Genomic DNA, 16,031 nt, shown 5'->3' on the forward strand with positions numbered 1-16,031 from the left:
CATGAGCACGGATTCGATCGATCATTCCGGGCCCGGCGCCCCGCCCGGCGAGGCCGAGAGCCCCGCCCCCGACCTCACCGTCGTCGCGATCGGGGTGGCCGCGGTGGCGGCCGTGGTCGCCTGGGCCGCGCTCGGCAAGCACTCCTTCGACAGCGCCTCCGCCACCGCCCTGGCCTGGGTCCTCGCCAACTTCGCCTGGCTGTTCGTGATCGCCGCCGACATCTTCCTCGTGCTGTGCGTGGTGCTCGCGATCAGCCGGTACGGGCGGATCCGGCTCGGCGCCGACGACTCCGAGCCCGAGTTCACCAACCTCGCGTGGATCGCGATGATGTTCAGCGCGGGCATGGGCATCGGCCTGATGTTCTACGGGGTGGGCGAGCCGCTCACCCACTACCTGACCCCGCCGCCCGCGAGCGGCGCCGCGCCCCGGACCGGCGACGCGGCGCGCACGGCCCTGGAGTACTCGTTCTTCCACTGGACGCTCACCCCCTGGGCGATCTACGGCATGGCGGGGCTGGCCCTCGCGTACGCCGGTTTCCGCAAGGCGCGCGGCAACCGGCTCTCCGCCGCCTTCGTGCCGCTGATCGGCGCCCGGCGCGCGGACGGCTGGCCCGGCCGGTGCATCGACCTGCTCGCGGTCTTCGCGACCGTCTTCGGCACCGCGACCAGCCTCGGCCTCGGCGCGCTCCAGGTCGCCAAGGGCCTGGAGATCACGGCGGACGTGAACGACTCCACGGCCACCGAGCTGATCATCATCGCCTCGCTCTCGGCGGCCTTCGTTCTGTCCGCGTTCTCGGGGCTGCACAAGGGCGTGAAGTGGCTGTCGACGGTGAACATCGTGCTCGCCGCCGCCCTGATGGTGTTCGTGTTCCTGCTCGGACCGACGGTGTACGTACTGGACACGATCCCGGCATCCCTCGGCGGCTACCTGCACGAGCTGCTGCCGATGGCCAGCCGCACCGGCGCCTTCACCGACCGGACCTGGCTGGGGGCCTGGACGATCTTCTACTGGGCGTGGTGGCTGTCCTGGGCGCCGTTCGTCGGGACCTTCATCGCGCGGATCTCGCGCGGCCGCACCGTCCGCGAGTTCCTGGTCGGGGTGCTGCTCGTGCCGAGCGGGGCGACCGTCCTGTGGTTCTGCGTGATGGGCGGGACCGCGATCCGCCTCGACTCCACGGGGACGGCCGATCTGGCGGCCAAGGTGAAGGACGGCGCCGAGGCCTCGCTCTTCGCGATGCTGGACGCGCTGCCCATCGGCACGGTGACCTCGTACCTCGCGATGGTCCTGGTCATGACGTACTTCATCACCAGCGCCGACTCGGCCTCGCTGGTGATGGGCTCGCTGACCAGCCGGGGCTCGCTGCACCCGCCGACCTGGCTGGTGGTGCTCTGGGGCGTGCTGATGGCGGCGGTCGCGGCGGTGCTGCTCGTCGCGGGCGGCCTGAAATCGCTCCAGACGGCCACGATCCTGGTGGCGCTGCCGTTCGTCCTGGTGATGCTCGGGCTGTGCTGGGCGCTCCTGAAGGAGCTGCGCGAGGACCCGGGCGCCGGGCCCGCGCGCGGCCACGCGCTGCACGGGGTGCGGGACGCGGTGCGGGCCATGGTGGGCGAGGCGCTCACCGAGCAGGGCCGCCGTACGGCCAAGTACCGTACGGGTGACGGCGGTTCCGGCACTCCATCGGGTACACCAGAAGGATGACAGAGCTGGCGGACCGGATCCTCGGCGGATGGCTCGGGCGGATCGCGGGCAACATGCTCGGCAAGCCGGTGGAGCGCGGGGACTACTGGACGCGGGACCGCATCGACCGCTATCTGCGCCGCGCGGACGCGCTCCCGCTGACCGACTACCTCCCGGACCCCGACCTGCTGCCGCCCGCCGCTCCGGGCGAGTTCGAGCTGCGGCCGGAGTGGCGGCAGTGCGTGCGCGGCCGCGTCCACGGCAGCTGCCGGGACGACGACGTGGACTACGCGGTGCTGGGCCTGCACCTCCTGGAGACCCACGGTTTCGCCTTCACGACCGAGCAGGTGGGCGAGCTGTGGCTGCTGCGCCTTCCCTACCTCCAGACGTTCACGGCAGAGCGGGCCGCGTACCGCAATCTGGCGAACGGGCTGAAGCCGCCGCTGACGGCCACGTACGACAACCCGTACCAGGAGTGGATCGGCGCGCTGATCCGCGCGGACGTCTACGGCTGGACCTCGCCGGGCGACCCCCGCCGGGCCGCCGCCCTGGCCCGCCGCGACGCGGTCCTGTCCCACACCGGCAACGGGGTGTACGGGGCGATGTGGGCGGCGGCGCTGGTCGCGGCGGCGTTCACGGCGGACGGCCCGCGCGAGGCGATCGAGACGTCCCTGCTCCGCATCCCGGCGAGCAGCCGCCTGGCCCGCACGGTCCGCCGTGCCCTCTCCCTGCACACGGCGGGCGTCGCCTGGTCCGAGGCCCTGGACGAACTGACGGCCGACACGGCCCGACTCGGCTGGATCCACACGATCCCGAACGCGGCGGTCCTGACGGCCGGACTCCTGTACGGCGAAGGCGACTTCACCCGCACGATCGCCCTGACGGTCCGAGGCGGCCTGGACACGGACTCCAACGGGGCGACGGCGGGTTCGGTGGCGGGGGTCCTGTGCGGCGCCTCGGCGATCCCACCCCAGTGGACGGCCCCGCTGGAGGACCGGGTGAGCAGCGCGGTGTTCGGCTTCGACGGCGTACGGATCACGGACCTGGCGGAACGCACGGCCCGGCTGGCGCGGTTGGCGCCGTGAGGGGCCCGGGGTTTGTCTGCGGGCCGGTGGGTGGTTGCTCGCGCAGTTCCCCGCGCCCCTGAAGGACGGGCCTGCGGCCCTGTCCCCCGAACGCCGGAGGTGCCTTTTTAGGGGCGCGGGGAACTGCGCGCTCAGCCCACGACGGCCCGCAGACGAACCCCGGGCACATACGCTGGCCGCGTGACCACCGACGACTACGCAAAGTACATCGCCGCACTCCCCCGCATCCTCGCCGGCGCAGCCGCCCTCATCCGCGACGACCGAGGCCACGTCCTCCTCGTCCGGCCCAACTACCGCGACGGCTGGGCCCTCCCCGGCGGCACCATCGAGTCCGACCAGGGCGAGACCCCCCGCCAGGCGGCCCGGCGCGAAACCCTGGAGGAGATCGGCCTGGACGTGAGCCCCGGACGGCTGCTCGCGGTCGACTGGGTGCCGGGCCCGGACCGGCCGCCGATCGCCGCGTACCTGTACGACGGCGGCGTCCTCACCGAGGACCGGCTGAAGGCGATCCGCCTCCAGGAGGAGGAGCTGATCGACTGGCGGCTGGTCCCGCGCGAGGAGATCACCGCGTATCTGCCGGGCCAGCTGGGCCACCGCACCCTCGCCGCGCTCGACGTGCTGACGGCAGGGACGGGCACGGCCGAGCTGGAGAACGGCCGACCAGTGGGCTGAAGACCACTGGATCTACGTCTGCGCATTCCGTCAACCATGCTGCCACCAAAGCCAGTTGGCCCCACAATGTCCCCGTGCCGCGAGACGACTACATGGAACTCATCCTCGACGACGGGGCCCGGGTCAGAGTCGGGCTCACGCCCGTCGGCGAGCCGAGACCGACGGCCCCGGGGGCGGACGACGACCTGCCGGGCGGGATCGGCGGGGCGACGCCCGTCGGCCGCGGCGGCGAGCGGGTCGCCGCGCTCGCCACGGACACGCTCGCGGCCGTACTGCGACCGCTGGGCCCCTTCCTCCAGGAGGTGCACGACTCCGTACGAGGGATCCCGAACCCGCCCGACTCCCTCGACGTCGGCTTCGGCCTTCAGATCGGCCAGGACCTCAAGCTCGGGATCGTGGGCGCCAACGGCCAGGCCAGCATGACCGTCTCGGCCACCTGGCAACTGCGCCCCGGCGAAACCAGCGGCGCCGAGGGCGCCAACGGCGGAAACTGACCCGTGGGCTGGTTCAAGGCACCCGGCGCGGACCCCTCCGCCGACGCGCGCGGCGCGCTCGTGCGGGTGCTCTCGGCCGACCGGGGACGGACCGCGGGCGCGGGCGTCTATCTCGCCGGCCGCAGACTGCTGACCTGCGCGCACGTCGTCAACGCCGCGCTTGGCCTGCGGATGCTGAGCCCGCGCGACCCGGGCGCGGTCACCCTCGACGTCTCCTTCCCGGCGCTGTCCCCGGGCACCTCGGGCGCCCGGCAGGCGCGCCTGGTGGCCTGGGTGCCACCGCGCGCCGCCGACCACCAGGGGCCGGTGGCGGACGGCTCCCTGGAGTGGGGCGGCGACCTGGCCGTACTGGAGCTGGACGAGGAACCGCCGCCCCCGGTGGGCCCGGTGCGCTGGCTGGACATGCGGGCCGGACAGCTGGTGCGGGCCTGGTACGGCGGCGGCCAGCCCTTCTCGTACGCGGACGTCCAGGTCGGCTCGTGCGACGGGCGGATCGGCTACCTCGACGGGCAGCTCTCCGGCGCGGCCGTCGACGACGGGTACAGCGGCGGGCCCCTGTGGTCGCCCGCCGACGGCGCCGCGGTGGGCCTGGTGATGGGCCGGATCACCGCACCGGACGGGGAGTTCGACACCCAGCACACCGTGCGCCGCAGCTGGGGCCTGAGCTGGCAGTCGGTCCGCCAGGAGCTGTTACGGGTCGGGGCGGCCCCGGACCCGGCGCCGCCCGGCGCGCGCGAACCCGCCGGCGGCGACGAGTCGGTGCGGGACATGATGGTCGGCCCGCTGCACACCCTGCTGGGCGATCCGACCGTACGGGCGGCGCACTCCACCGCGCTCGGGGCGGCCCTCGGGCTGCGCACCCGGGCGGACGGGACGGCGCCGTCGGTGGAGGAGCTGGCGGTGCTGCTGTGCACGGTCGAGCGCGCACTGCCCACGCTGGCCGAGTCGCTCGCCCCGTCCCTGAGCGACGCGCGGGGTCGCGCCCACCTGGACCGGCTGCTCGCGCTCGGCCGGCTCACCGACGCGGCCGGGCTGCTCTCCGTCGCCGAGCACCGGGCGCTGCTGGTGAAGTGGGACCACCTCACCCGCCAGGACCCGGGGCTGCTCCCCCGGGCGGCGACGGCGGCGCTGCCCTATGTGGACCTGCCCCGGTCGCTGACGGCCGCGCGGCTCGACCCCGACGACGTGCCCGGCGCGGTGCGCGAGCTGGAGGAGTGGCCCGGCGACGGCTCGCCGGTGCCGGACGAGACGCCCCGGCTGCCCGCCCTGCTGCGGGTCGTGGAGTACGCGGCCGCGGAGACCGGCGGCATCGCCTGCCAGGCGCTCCAGGAGTGGAGCGGGCGGGTCGCGGCCCGCCTCGGCATCCACCCCTCGGCCCTGGGCGAGCGCCGGGCGGACGCGGCACGCTGGTCGAACCGGTCGGCCGGCACCGGGGTCCGCGTCCTGGTGGAGCTCAGCCGCCACCCCAAGGACCCGGCCGACCGCTACCGGTGCGCGGTGTGGCGGATGCGCGCCGACGGCACGGCCGCCCGCACCGCCACCGGCACCGAACGGCCGCGCACCGGGCGGGAGATCGCCCGCCTGGTGCGCGAGGTGGCCGGGGGCGCGGAGGGCGCCGGGCAGAACGTGGCGCTGGTCGCGGTGTCCGTCGCCCCGGACGCGCTGCACCTGGCGGTGGACGAGTGGGACGGGGCGAGCGCCGACGAGTTCTTCCCGGCGCCGCTGGGCGAGGACTTCCACCTGGTGCTGCGCTGCCCGCAGATCAGACGCCGCTCGCGCACCGGCGCGGGCGACCTGAAGCGCCGCTGGGGCGCCCGGCACCAGAGCGAACCGCTCGTCGCGGACCACCGGATCTCCGACGAGATGGAGCTCATCCGGCTGCTCAAGACAACCCACTACGACGCCGCCCGCGTCATCGTGCACGGGCCCCCCGGCAGCCGGACGCGGCTGCTGCACTTCTGTCTGGCGATGGGGGTGCCGATCGTCCTGTGGGACCGTGCGGCCGGGGAGCCGGGAGACGCCGCCCGGCTCGACGGGGCGGGTCCGTACGGCCCCGTCGACGAACTCCCGGAGAGAGTCCGGCACTTCAGGGTCCGCGCCTACATGGACCCCGAGGTGCCCGCACGGCCGGCGCTGGTGTGGGAGGACGCCGAGCTGCCGCTCCCCGACGAGCTGCAGCTCGCCGACCCCTCGCGGGGACCGGAAGGAATCGCCCGCCCCTCGGAAGGAACGGATCAGGCGACATGACGGAGAACGACGGGTGGCGGCTCTTCCGCGGCGACCGCACGGCCCGCCAGGTGGACTTCCCCGAGGCGCCGCCGTGGCGGCAGTTCGCCAACGGCGGCGCCCCGGGGACGCGGGTGCGCCACCGCCCGTATCTGATCGGCCGCACCGAGGCCGACGTGGTGAGCGCCGCGCTGCACCTGCGCCGCCCGCTCCTGGTCACCGGGCACCCCGGCACCGGAAAATCCTCGCTGGCGCACGCCGTGGCGCACGAGCTGTCGCTGGGCCCGGTGCTCCAGTGGCCGGTCAACAGCCGGTCCGTGCTCAAGGACGCGCTGTACGGGTACGACGCCATCGGGCGGCTGCGCGAGACCCATCTGCGCCAGGAGCGCGGCGCGCCCGAGCCCGACATCGGCACCTTCGTCCGGCTCGGACCGCTGGGCACCGCGCTCGTCCCGCGCGAGCGGCCGCGGGTGCTCCTGGTGGACGAGCTCGACAAGGGCGACGTCGATCTTCCCAACGACCTGCTGACGGTGTTCGAGGAGGGCGAGTTCGAGATCCCCGAGCTGTCGCGGCTGCCGGAGGCGCAGTCCGAGGTGCCGGTGCTCACCCATGACCCCGAGGGCGGCCGGGTCACGGTCACGCGGGGCGTGGTGCGCTGCCGCGAGTTCCCGGTGGTGGTGATCACCAGCAACGGCGAGCGGGACTTCCCGCCCGCGTTCCTGCGGCGCTGCGTCCGCCTCGACCTGCCGGATCCGGACGAGGAGCGGCTGCGGGACATCGTGGCCGCGCATCTGGGCGAGCGGGCCCTGGAAGGCGTCGACGACCTGCTGCACGCGTTCCTGAACCGCCGCGCGCCCGGCGAGCTCGCCACGGACCAGCTGCTCAACGCGGTGTTCCTGCGCAAGGGCGGGGTGAACCTGAACGCCGAGGGCCTGCTGGACGCGGTGCTCCACCGGCTGGGCGGATCGGTCTAGCCGTGCCGCGCGCGGAGCCCTCCGACGCCCTGGCCGAACTCGCCGCCCTGGTGGGCCACGAGCTGTCCACGCACGAGCTCCTGGACACGCTGTGGCTGGCCGCCCGGCTGCCGAGCGGCGCCGCCGCCCCGCTGGCGAGCGCCCTGGCACCGGACCGGATGCGGCAGCCGGGCCCGGATGTGTGGGAGGGGGCGCGCACGCCGCCCGAGGGCACGGCGGTGCCGCCCGACGGACCCGACGGCGACGCCAAGGAGGGCGAGAGCTCCCAACCGCCGCTGCCCACCCAGCTGTTGGGCGCCCTGCACGCGGCGGCCGCCGCCCGCAGCGCCCCCGAGTTCACCGGTGCGGCCGCCTCGCCGCCCCGCCCGGCGCGCGGCGCCGGGGCGCTGCCGGTGCGGGTGCCCGAGGAGAAGGCGCTCGGCGACGGGGAGCTGCGCCTGAGCCGCTCCCTGCGACTGCTGAAGCAGCCCCATACGGGCTCGCACTTCTGGGAGTTCGACGAGGAGGCGACCGCCACCGCGATGGCCGAGAGCGGCCTTCCCGACGTGGTGCTGCGGCCCGCACGGCGGCGCTGGCTCGATCTCACCCTGCTCATCGACGACGGCCTCTCGATGCTGCTGTGGCGCAGGCTGGCCACCGAACTGCGGTCCGTCTTCGAGCGGTTGGGCGCCTTCCGGGACATCCGGGTGCACGGCCTGGACGCCCGCTCGGCCGACGCGCCCGGCCTCAAGGTCCGCCCCTTCGACCCCGGCGGCCCGCTGCTCTCCCCCGCGTCCGCCGCCGACCCGTCGGGCCGCACCCTGGTCCTGGTGATCAGCGACGGGGTGGGGGCGTGCTGGCGGGACGGGCGGATGCACGCGGCCCTGGAGCGCTGGGCCCGGCAGGGCCCGACGGCGGTGGTGCACGCGCTGCCCTCCCACATGTGGGACGCCTCGGGCATCCGCTCGGAGCAGTGGTCGGTGACGACGCGGCGGCGCGGCGCGGCCAACCACACCTGGGAAGTGACCGACCCGCTGCTGCCGCCCGGGCTCGGCGACCGCTTCCCCGGGGTGCCCGTCCCCGTACTGGAGCCGTATCCCCCGGCCGTCGCCACCTGGGCGCGCCTGGTGGCCTCGCCCGGGGCCAGTGCGGAGCTGCCGCTGCTCGCGCCGCCGGGCGTGCGGGGCCTGCGGGGCGAGGCGGCGACCCGGGGCACGGACCCGGCCGACGCGGTGCTGCGGTTCCGGGACGCGGCGTCCCCGCAGGCGTACCGGCTCGCCGCGCACCTCGCGGCCATCTCGCCGCTGACGGTGCCGGTGATGCGGCTGGTGCAGGCGGCCGTGCCGTGGCGCTCGGACACCGCGCACCTGGCCGAGGTGTTCCTCGGCGGGCTGATGCGCCAGGCCGACCCGCCCGGCCCCGGACTCCCCGCCCAGCACCGCCGGTTCGGCTTCCTCGACGGCGTCCAGGAGATCCTGCTCGACACCGCCTCCCCGATCGACCTGCTGCGCACCACCCGCGCGGTCACCGACCGCCTGGCCACGCTGGTGGGCCGCTCCCCCGACTTCCCGGCCTGGCTCGCCCATCCGTCGGGGACGGGCGAACTCCTGCCGGGGACCCGGCCGTTCGCCTGGCTGGAGGACCGGCTGCTCACGCATCTGGGGGCGCGGCCGATGACGTCGGTGCCGCCGCCCCCGGCGGTCACCGAGTACGAGGAGGTGCGGCTGCCGTCTGGGCTCGACGAGGCCCCGTCGTGGCAGCCGCTGCGGCCCATGGACCTGCGCACCATCGGCCCGTACGAGCTGCGGATGCGGGAGATGACCGGCGGCAGGCCCGTCGCGTACATCGGGGAGGACGTCGACGGCCGGCAGGTGCTGCTGCGGGTCGCCCACACCTCCGACCGGCTCAACGCCCGCGAACTGCTCGACACCGAGCGCCGGGCGCTGCGGCGGATGGACGGGGTGTACGCCCCGGCCGTGGTCGACAGCGATCTGGACGGGGCGATGCCGTGGATCGCGCTGCGGCTCGACTCGCTCAGCACGGGTCTGCCCGCGCCCAGCCTGCGCGCCGTGCTCCACGCGGCCGGGCTGCTGTACGACTCGCCCCTGTTCACCTGGCTGGGCTGGAGCCTGGCCCGCGCGGTGGCCCGCTGCCACCGCAAGGGCCTGGTGCACGGATCGCTGACCCCCGGCACGGTCCTGGTCACCGAGCGGACCCTGCACGTCATCAACTGGGCATCGGCCCGCATCGACGGCGCCTCCAGCGCCTCCTCCGTCGCCATGCCCACCCATTCGCCCTACCGGGCACCCGAGGTGACGTCGTGGGGAGAGTCCCGGATCGCGGCGGGCGATGTGTACGCGGTCGGGGCGATCCTGCTGGAGGCGGTGACCGGGCGGCACTGGCGGTGGTACGAGCTCGCCACGCTGGAACAGCACCCCCTGTTCCGCCGCCTGGACGAGAGCGTGCGCGATCTGCTGCTGCGCTCCGTGGACGAGGAGCCGGAGGCCCGGCCGACGGCACGCGAGATGGCGACGGCGTTCGGCACGCTGCTGCCGGTGCCGGTGGAGTGGGAGGACGAGCCGGACGACGCGGTGGCCGACGACGAGGGGACCGCGGAGGAGGAGAGCGACCGCGCGCAGTGGATCCGGACGATCCGGGCGCCGCTGCGGCAGCAGCTGCGGATCGCCGTGCTCGGCGTCAAGGAGCGGGCGGGGTGCACCACGACCACCACGGTGCTGGGCGCCGTCCTCGCCGAGCAGCGGCAGGAGCCGGTCCTCGCGGTCGACGCCGACCGGCACGCGGGCGGCCACATCCGGATCGCCCGTCGTGTCTACCGGGCCACCGCGGCACGCCTGACCGAACTGGCCCACTCCAGCCACGAGATCGAGAACTTCGAGGTCCTGCGCCTCTTCCTCTCCCAGCACCGCTCCGGACTGATGGTCCTGGCCAACGACTCGGTGTCCCACCCGCCGACACCGGCCCAGTTCTCCGACGGCGAATACGGCACGGTGCTGGACGTGACGTCGCCGTACTTCGGCATCACCCTCACCGACACCGACAAGTACCCGCAGACGGTACTGGAGCGGGCCAACCGTGTGGTGATCGTCTCCCGCGCCGACCCGGCCGGAGTGACCCAGGCGGAGCGGGCCCTGGACCGCCTCGTGACGCTGGGCCTGCGCCACCTGGTCACCGACACGGTGATCGTCCTCAACCACAGCCGCCCGGAGGCCGGATGGTCCCTGGGCGCGGCGGCCATCCGCGGCCTGGGCTCCCGCTGCCGGGGCGTCCTCACGGTCCCCCGCGACGGCCATCTGACGACCGGCAGCACGGTCGAACTGTCGTGGCTGGCCCCGGAGACGTACAAGGCGTTCCTGCGCCTGGGGGCGCTGCTGGTGGAGGACTGAGGGCAGTCGAGCGGTGATGTCAGAACAGCGCGTCCTCCGCCGCCCCCTTCTCGAAGGCCAGCAGCCGCTGCTTGCGGTCGAGGCCGCCGCCGTACCCCGTCAGGCTCCCCGTGGAGCCGATCACGCGGTGGCAGGGGACGATGATGCCCACCGGGTTCTTGCCGTTGGCCAGCCCCACGGCGCGGGAGGCACCGGGGTTGCCGAGGGCCTGGGCGAGTTCGCCGTACGCGCGGGTCTCGCCGTACGGGATGCGGCGCAGCTGGTCCCACACCGCGCGCTGGAAGTCGGTGCCGCGCAGGTCGAGGTCCAGGTCGAACTCGGTGCGTTCGCCCGCGAAGTACGCGCCGAGCTGGCGGATCACCTCGGGGAACGGTCCGCCGTCGTCGGGTTCGCCGAAGGTCTCCTGGGGCGGGCGGTGGCGCTGGCCCTCCATGTAGAGGCGGCTGAGCACGCCGTCCTCGGCGACGAGGGTGAGCGGGCCGTACGGGCTGTCGGTGACGGTGTGGGTGGTGGTCATCGCGAACGTCCTCACGCGGGGAGGTGGTTGATGGGGTGGTCGTCGGTGGCCCAGAGGTACTGGACGGCGTAGGCCCGCCACGGGCGCCAGGCGGCGGCGCTCGCGGTGAGGGCGGCGGGCGAGGAGGGCAGGCCGAGCGACCGGGCCGCGCGGCGCACGCCGAGGTCGGAGGGGAGGAAGGCGTCCGGGTCGCCGAGCGCCCGCATCGCGATCACCTCGACGGTCCAGGGGCCGAAGCCCGGCAGCTCCAGGAGCTGGGCGCGCGCCCGGTCCCAGTCGGTGTCGATGCCCAGGGCGAGGCTGCCGTCGGCCAGTCCGGCGACGAGCGTGGTGAGGGTGGCACGGCGGCTGCGCGGCAGGGCCAGGGACTCGGGATCGAGCCCGGCCAGTGCCTCGGGGGTGGGGAACAGATGGGTCAGCCCGCCCGCCGTGTCCTCGACCGGCTCGCCGTGCGCGGTCACGAGGCGGGCCGCGTGGGTGCGGGCGGCGGCCGTGGAGACCTGCTGGCCGAGCACCGCCCGTACGGCGAACTCCGCCGCGTCGACGGTACGCGGCACCCGGCGTCCGGGGGCCTTGTCGACCAGCGGGGCGAGCAGCGGGTCGGCGCGCAGCCGGTCGTCGACGGCGACCGGGTCGGCGTCGAGGTCGAGCATCCAGCGGCAGCGGCTGATGGCGATGGTGAGGTCGCGCAGATCGGTGAGCGAGAGCAGACAGCCGATGTGGTCGGGTCCGGGGGTGAGTTCGACGATGCCGTGCCCGTACGGGAGGGACAGCGTGCGGCGGTACGCGCCGCCGCGCCACTCCTCCACACCGGGAACCGCTGTGGCGGCCAGATGCCCGAAGAGGTTGTCCGGGTTGAGCGGGGCGCGGTAGGGCAGCCGCAGGGCGATCGAGCCGGGGGCCTGGCGGGCGATGCCCCGCGCGGCGCGGGCGCGCAGCTCGGTGGGGGCGAGCGCGAAGACCTCGCGGACGGTGTCGTTGAAGGTGCGCACGGAGGCGAAGCCCGCCGCGAAGGCGACGTCGGCCATAGGGAGCGCGGTGGTCTCGATGAGGATCCGGGCGGTCTGGGCGCGCTGGGCGCGGGCCAGGGCGAGGGGTCCGGCGCCGAGCTCGGCGCGCAGCTGGCGCTCGATCTGGCGGGCGCTGTAGCCGAGCCGCGCGGCGAGCCCCGACACGCCCTCGCGGTCGACGACGCCGTCCCGGATGAGCCGCATGGCGCGGGCCACGGAGTCGGCCCGGGCGTTCCACTCCGGCGAGCCGGGCGTGGTGTCCGGCCGGCACCGCTTGCAGGCCCGGAACCCCGCCTGCTGGCAGGCGGCGGCGCTCGGGTAGAAGGCCATGTTCTCGACCTTCGGCGGCACGACCGGGCAGCTGGGCCGGCAGTAGATCCGGGTGGTGAGAACGGCGGTGAAGAACCACCCGTCGAAACGGGCGTCCTTGGACTGAACGGCCCGCACGCAGCGCTCGGTGTCGGTGTGCGTGGCGGCGGGGGCCGCGGGGGCGGTGGCGACGGGGTTCATGGGCCCAGCATCGGCCACGGTGGGGGGTTGCCGCTGGCAGGAATCCGACATCAACGTTTCGGGGGGCGGGGTTCTTCGTCTGCGGGTGGGTGGGGGCTGGTCGCGCAGTTCCCCGCGCCCCTTTTTGGCCCGGTGTTTGTCTGCGGGCCGTCGTGGGCCGGTCGCGCAGTTCCCCGCGCCCCTAGGGGGTTGGGGTCCTGGCGACCGAGAGGCTCCGGGGGCGGCCATGGGCGCTGAGAAGGTGCGGGGCAGCAGTGGCCCTGCGGAGGTTGCCGGGGGGGGAGCACCCCTGCTCCTGGGCATCGCAGCCCCCTAGCCACGGCCCCGCAAGGGGCGCGGGGAACTGCGCGACCAGCCCCCACCGGCCCGCAGACGAACCCCGGGCCAAAAAGGGGCGCGGGGAACTGCGTGACCAGCCACAGACGACCCTCAGCCGAACCCGCCTCCTACCCCACCGCCCCCTCGAACGCCCGGTACGCCGTCTCGTCGAAGAGGACGAAGCGGACCTCCTCCACAGAACCGGCGGCGGCCGCCGCCTCCCGCACCGCGCGCACAGCGATCCGCGCCCCGTCATCCAACGGCCACCCATAAATCCCCGTGGAGATCGCCGGGAACGCCACCGTCCGAGCCCCCAACTCCCCCGCCACCCGCAGGGATTCCCGGTAGCAGGAGGCCAGCAGGGCCGAGCGGTCCTCGTCGGGCCGCCAGACCGGGCCCACCGTGTGGATCACCCACCGCGCGGAGAGCCGACCGGCGGTCGTGGCCACGGCGCGACCCGTCGGCAGGCCCTTGCCGTAGTGGGACGCGCGCAGACGGCGGCACTCGGCCAGGATCTCCGGCCCGCCCCGCCGGTGGATCGCACCGTCGACCCCGCCCCCGCCCAGCAGCGAGGAGTTCGCCGCGTTGACGATCGCGTCCACGGACTGGTCCGTGATGTCGCCCCGGACGAGCACGATCTCAAGCCGGGAACCGCCGGACACACCCGTCATCGCCGGTCCGCCTTCCGCAGCGCCCGCCAGACCGCCTTCGCCGCGTTGTGCCCGGACATGCCGTGCACCCCCGGACCCGGCGGGGTCGCGGAGGAGCAGAGGAACACCGACGGGTGCCGGGTCGTGTACGGGAACAGCGACAGCGTGGGCCGCAGCAGCAGCTGCAACCCGCGCGCCGCGCCGCACGCGATGTCACCGCCCACATAGTTCGCGTTGTGCGCCGCGAGCTGCGGCGGCCCCGCCGTGGCTCGCGCGAGCACCCGGTCGCGGAAGCCCGGCGCGAACCGCTCGATCTGGCGCTCTATCGCGTCGGTGAGATCGCCGTCCCACCCGTTCGGCACGTGTCCGTACGCCCAGAACACATGCTTGCCCTCCGGCGCCCGCGAGGGGTCGACCAGGCTGGGCTGGGCGGTGATCAGGAACGGGGTCTCGGGGGCGGTGCCCCCGGACGCCTGGCTCAGCGCGGCGCCGATCTCGCGGCTGGACGGGCCGATCTGCACGGTCCCGGCCCGGCGCGGCTCGGCCGCGGTCCACGGCACCGGGCCGTCCAGCGCGTAATCGATCTTGAACACGCTCGCGCCGTACCGATACCCCTCGTACGCGCGGCCCAGGCCCGCGATCCGGGCGAGCGCGGTCGGTGAGGTGTCGAAGACGTACGCGCGCGCGGGCGGCAGGTCGTCGAGCCGCTTCACCTCGAAGCCGGTGTGGACCGAGCCGCCCAGGTCGCGCAGGTACGCGGCGAGCGCGTCCGAGATCGACTGCGAGCCGCCGCGCGGCAGCGGCCAGCCGTTCGCGTGTGCGGCGAGCGCGAAGACCAGGCCGACGGCGGAGGTCGCCACCCCGCTCAGCGGGGCGATGACATGGCCGACGAGCCCGGCCATCAGGGCGCGCGCCCGGTCGTCGCGGAAGCGGCGCATCGTCCACGCGTACGGCGGCAGCCCGTCGATGCCGAAGCGCGCGAGGCCGATCGGGTCGCGGGGCAGGGCGGTCAGCGGCAGCGACATGAAGTCGCGTGCCAGGACGTCCCACTTGCCCACGTACGGCGCCACCAGCCTGCGGTACGTGCCCGCGTCGCGCGGGCCGAACGACGCGGCGGTCTCGGCGACCGAGCGGGCGAGCACGGCCGCGGTGCCGTCGTCGAAGGGGTGCGCCATGGGCAGTTCGGGGTGCAGCCACTCCAGTCCGTACCGGTCGAGCGGCATCCGGCGGAAGGCCGGGGAGCCGATGCCCAGCGGGTGCACGGCGGAGCAGGGGTCGTGGCGGAAGCCGGGGAGGGTGAGCTCCTCGGTCCTGGCGCCGCCCCCGATGGTGTCCTTGGCCTCGAAGACCTCAACGGACAGACCGCGCCTGGCCAGTTCGACCGCGGCGGTCAGTCCATTGGGCCCCGCCCCCACGACGACGGCATCGAGCATCGACGGCACCTTCGGACTCCTCACGCCCTTGTGGCCAAGACACCCAGCATATTCCGGGCCACGGACAATCAGGCCCGGGGTGGGCGCGGTTGCGCCACGAGGCCGCGCGGCGGCCCGGGGCGGGCGTTCGACCGCACCCCCCAGCAGCCCCCGCGCCCGCTCACTCCCCCGCCAGCAACCCCCGCACCCGCTCCGCCGTCGCCGCGTCCCGGGCGGCCGTGAACGGCAGTGCGTTGCCGCCGGTTATCCGGAACGGCTCGCCCGTCACGGTTGTATGGGCCCCGCCCGCCTCGGTCACCAGGAGCAGGCCCGCCGCGTGGTCCCAGGCCAGCTCCCAGGAGAACGCGACCGCGTCCAGCTCGCCGCGCGCGACCGCCAGGTATTCGAGCCCGGCCGAGCCGCACGGGCGCGGGCTGACGCCGTCGGTGCGCAGCCCGAGCAGCGCGCGCTTCTGATCGTCCGTCGTGTAGTCCGGGTGGGAGGTGGCGACCTCGATCACCGCGCCGGGCGCGGGCGCCCCGGACCGTATCGCCGCGCCGTTGAACGTCGCGCCCCGGCCGCGGACCGCGACCGCCATGACGTCGAGCGCCGCCCCGTACGTCCACGACGCCAGCACCTCGCCGCGGTGCGCGAGCGCCACCAGCGTGCAGAAGCCCTCCTCGCCGCGCACGAACTGGCGGGTCCCGTCGACCGGGTCGACGATCCACACCGGCGCGTCGCCGCCCAGCGCGTCGTACACCGACGGGTCGGCCGCGACGGCCTCCTCGCCCACGACGGCCGAGCCGGGCAGCAGCTCGGTCAGGGCCTTGGTGAGGAACTCCTCGGCGCGTCGGTCGGCGACCGTCACCAGGTCGTGCGGGCCGCTCTTCTCCAGTACCTCGTGCGCGGCGAGCTGGCGGAAGCGCGGCATGATCTCGACGGCCGCCGCCTTGCGGACCGCCTCTTCGACGTCGGACGACCGGTCTTCCAGAAACTCTGCGAGCAACCCTTCGATCATGCGTCCAGCAAAACATGCCCCACTGACAATCGGCGAACGTGGTCCCAATTCCGGGCATCATCGAGGTGACGTCGGCGGGCGGGC

Annotated in this window: 12 protein-coding genes; 7 read left to right on the forward strand and 5 right to left on the reverse strand. The window is 74.7% G+C overall.

Annotation, left to right across the window (positions count from 1 at the left end):
- Position 1 precedes the first annotated feature (1 nt).
- The 7 genes from QIY60_RS01590 to QIY60_RS01620 all read left to right on the forward strand — a co-directional run bounded on the left by QIY60_RS01590 (position 2) and on the right by QIY60_RS01620 (position 10,512).
- The gene (locus tag QIY60_RS01590) at positions 2-1,699 is read left to right on the forward strand and encodes a BCCT family transporter (protein WP_283140741.1); all 1,698 of its coding nucleotides are present in this window, start codon (positions 2-4) and stop codon (positions 1,697-1,699) included.
- Complete coding sequence (locus tag QIY60_RS01595; protein ID WP_283140742.1) at positions 1,696-2,763, forward strand: ADP-ribosylglycohydrolase family protein; 1,068 nt, start codon at positions 1,696-1,698, stop codon at positions 2,761-2,763. Before QIY60_RS01590 ends, QIY60_RS01595 begins: the two co-directional genes overlap by 4 nt.
- 180 nt (positions 2,764-2,943) lie before the next feature.
- A complete protein-coding gene (locus QIY60_RS01600) occupies positions 2,944-3,435 on the forward strand; it encodes an NUDIX hydrolase (protein WP_283140743.1) in 492 nt (163 codons plus the stop codon).
- 74 nt (positions 3,436-3,509) lie between these two features.
- Positions 3,510-3,929 carry a CU044_2847 family protein gene (locus tag QIY60_RS01605; protein WP_283140744.1) on the forward strand — a complete coding sequence of 140 codons (420 nt, stop codon included), beginning with the start codon at positions 3,510-3,512 and terminating at the stop codon, positions 3,927-3,929.
- Positions 3,930-3,932: 3 nt separating this feature from the next.
- Positions 3,933-6,176 (forward strand): trypsin-like peptidase domain-containing protein, encoded by a 2,244-nt coding sequence (locus QIY60_RS01610; protein ID WP_283140745.1) that lies wholly within the window; start codon positions 3,933-3,935, stop codon positions 6,174-6,176.
- Entirely contained in the window at positions 6,173-7,129 is a 957-nt protein-coding gene (locus QIY60_RS01615; RefSeq protein ID WP_283140746.1) for a MoxR family ATPase, read from the forward strand. Before QIY60_RS01610 ends, QIY60_RS01615 begins: the two co-directional genes overlap by 4 nt.
- Before the next feature lie 2 nt (positions 7,130-7,131).
- A complete protein-coding gene (locus tag QIY60_RS01620; RefSeq protein WP_283140747.1) occupies positions 7,132-10,512 on the forward strand; it encodes an SAV_2336 N-terminal domain-related protein in 3,381 nt (1,126 codons plus the stop codon).
- Between the two features lie 19 nt (positions 10,513-10,531).
- On the opposite strand, the gene QIY60_RS01625 is transcribed toward QIY60_RS01620, so the two are convergent.
- The 5 genes from QIY60_RS01625 to QIY60_RS01645 form a co-directional block, all read right to left on the reverse strand.
- The gene (locus tag QIY60_RS01625; RefSeq protein ID WP_283140748.1) at positions 10,532-11,029 is read right to left on the reverse strand and encodes a methylated-DNA--[protein]-cysteine S-methyltransferase; all 498 of its coding nucleotides are present in this window, start codon (positions 11,027-11,029) and stop codon (positions 10,532-10,534) included.
- 11 nt (positions 11,030-11,040) lie between these two features.
- The gene (locus QIY60_RS01630; protein WP_283140749.1) at positions 11,041-12,549 is read right to left on the reverse strand and encodes an AlkA N-terminal domain-containing protein; all 1,509 of its coding nucleotides are present in this window, start codon (positions 12,547-12,549) and stop codon (positions 11,041-11,043) included.
- A gap of 446 nt (positions 12,550-12,995) precedes the next feature.
- Positions 12,996-13,538: an O-acetyl-ADP-ribose deacetylase gene (locus QIY60_RS01635; protein WP_283140750.1), complete on the reverse strand. Its 543-nt coding sequence runs from the start codon at positions 13,536-13,538 to the stop codon at positions 12,996-12,998.
- Positions 13,535-14,959, reverse strand: a complete 1,425-nt coding sequence (locus QIY60_RS01640) for an NAD(P)/FAD-dependent oxidoreductase (protein ID WP_283140751.1) — start codon at positions 14,957-14,959, stop codon at positions 13,535-13,537. Before QIY60_RS01640 ends, QIY60_RS01635 begins: the two co-directional genes overlap by 4 nt.
- A 151-nt stretch (positions 14,960-15,110) precedes the next feature.
- A complete protein-coding gene (locus QIY60_RS01645; RefSeq protein WP_283140752.1) occupies positions 15,111-15,947 on the reverse strand; it encodes an inositol monophosphatase family protein in 837 nt (278 codons plus the stop codon).
- Positions 15,948-16,031 lie beyond the last annotated feature (84 nt).

The organism is Streptomyces sp. BPTC-684 (assembly GCF_030028635.1).
GTDB classification, from domain to species: domain Bacteria; phylum Actinomycetota; class Actinomycetes; order Streptomycetales; family Streptomycetaceae; genus Streptomyces; species Streptomyces noboritoensis.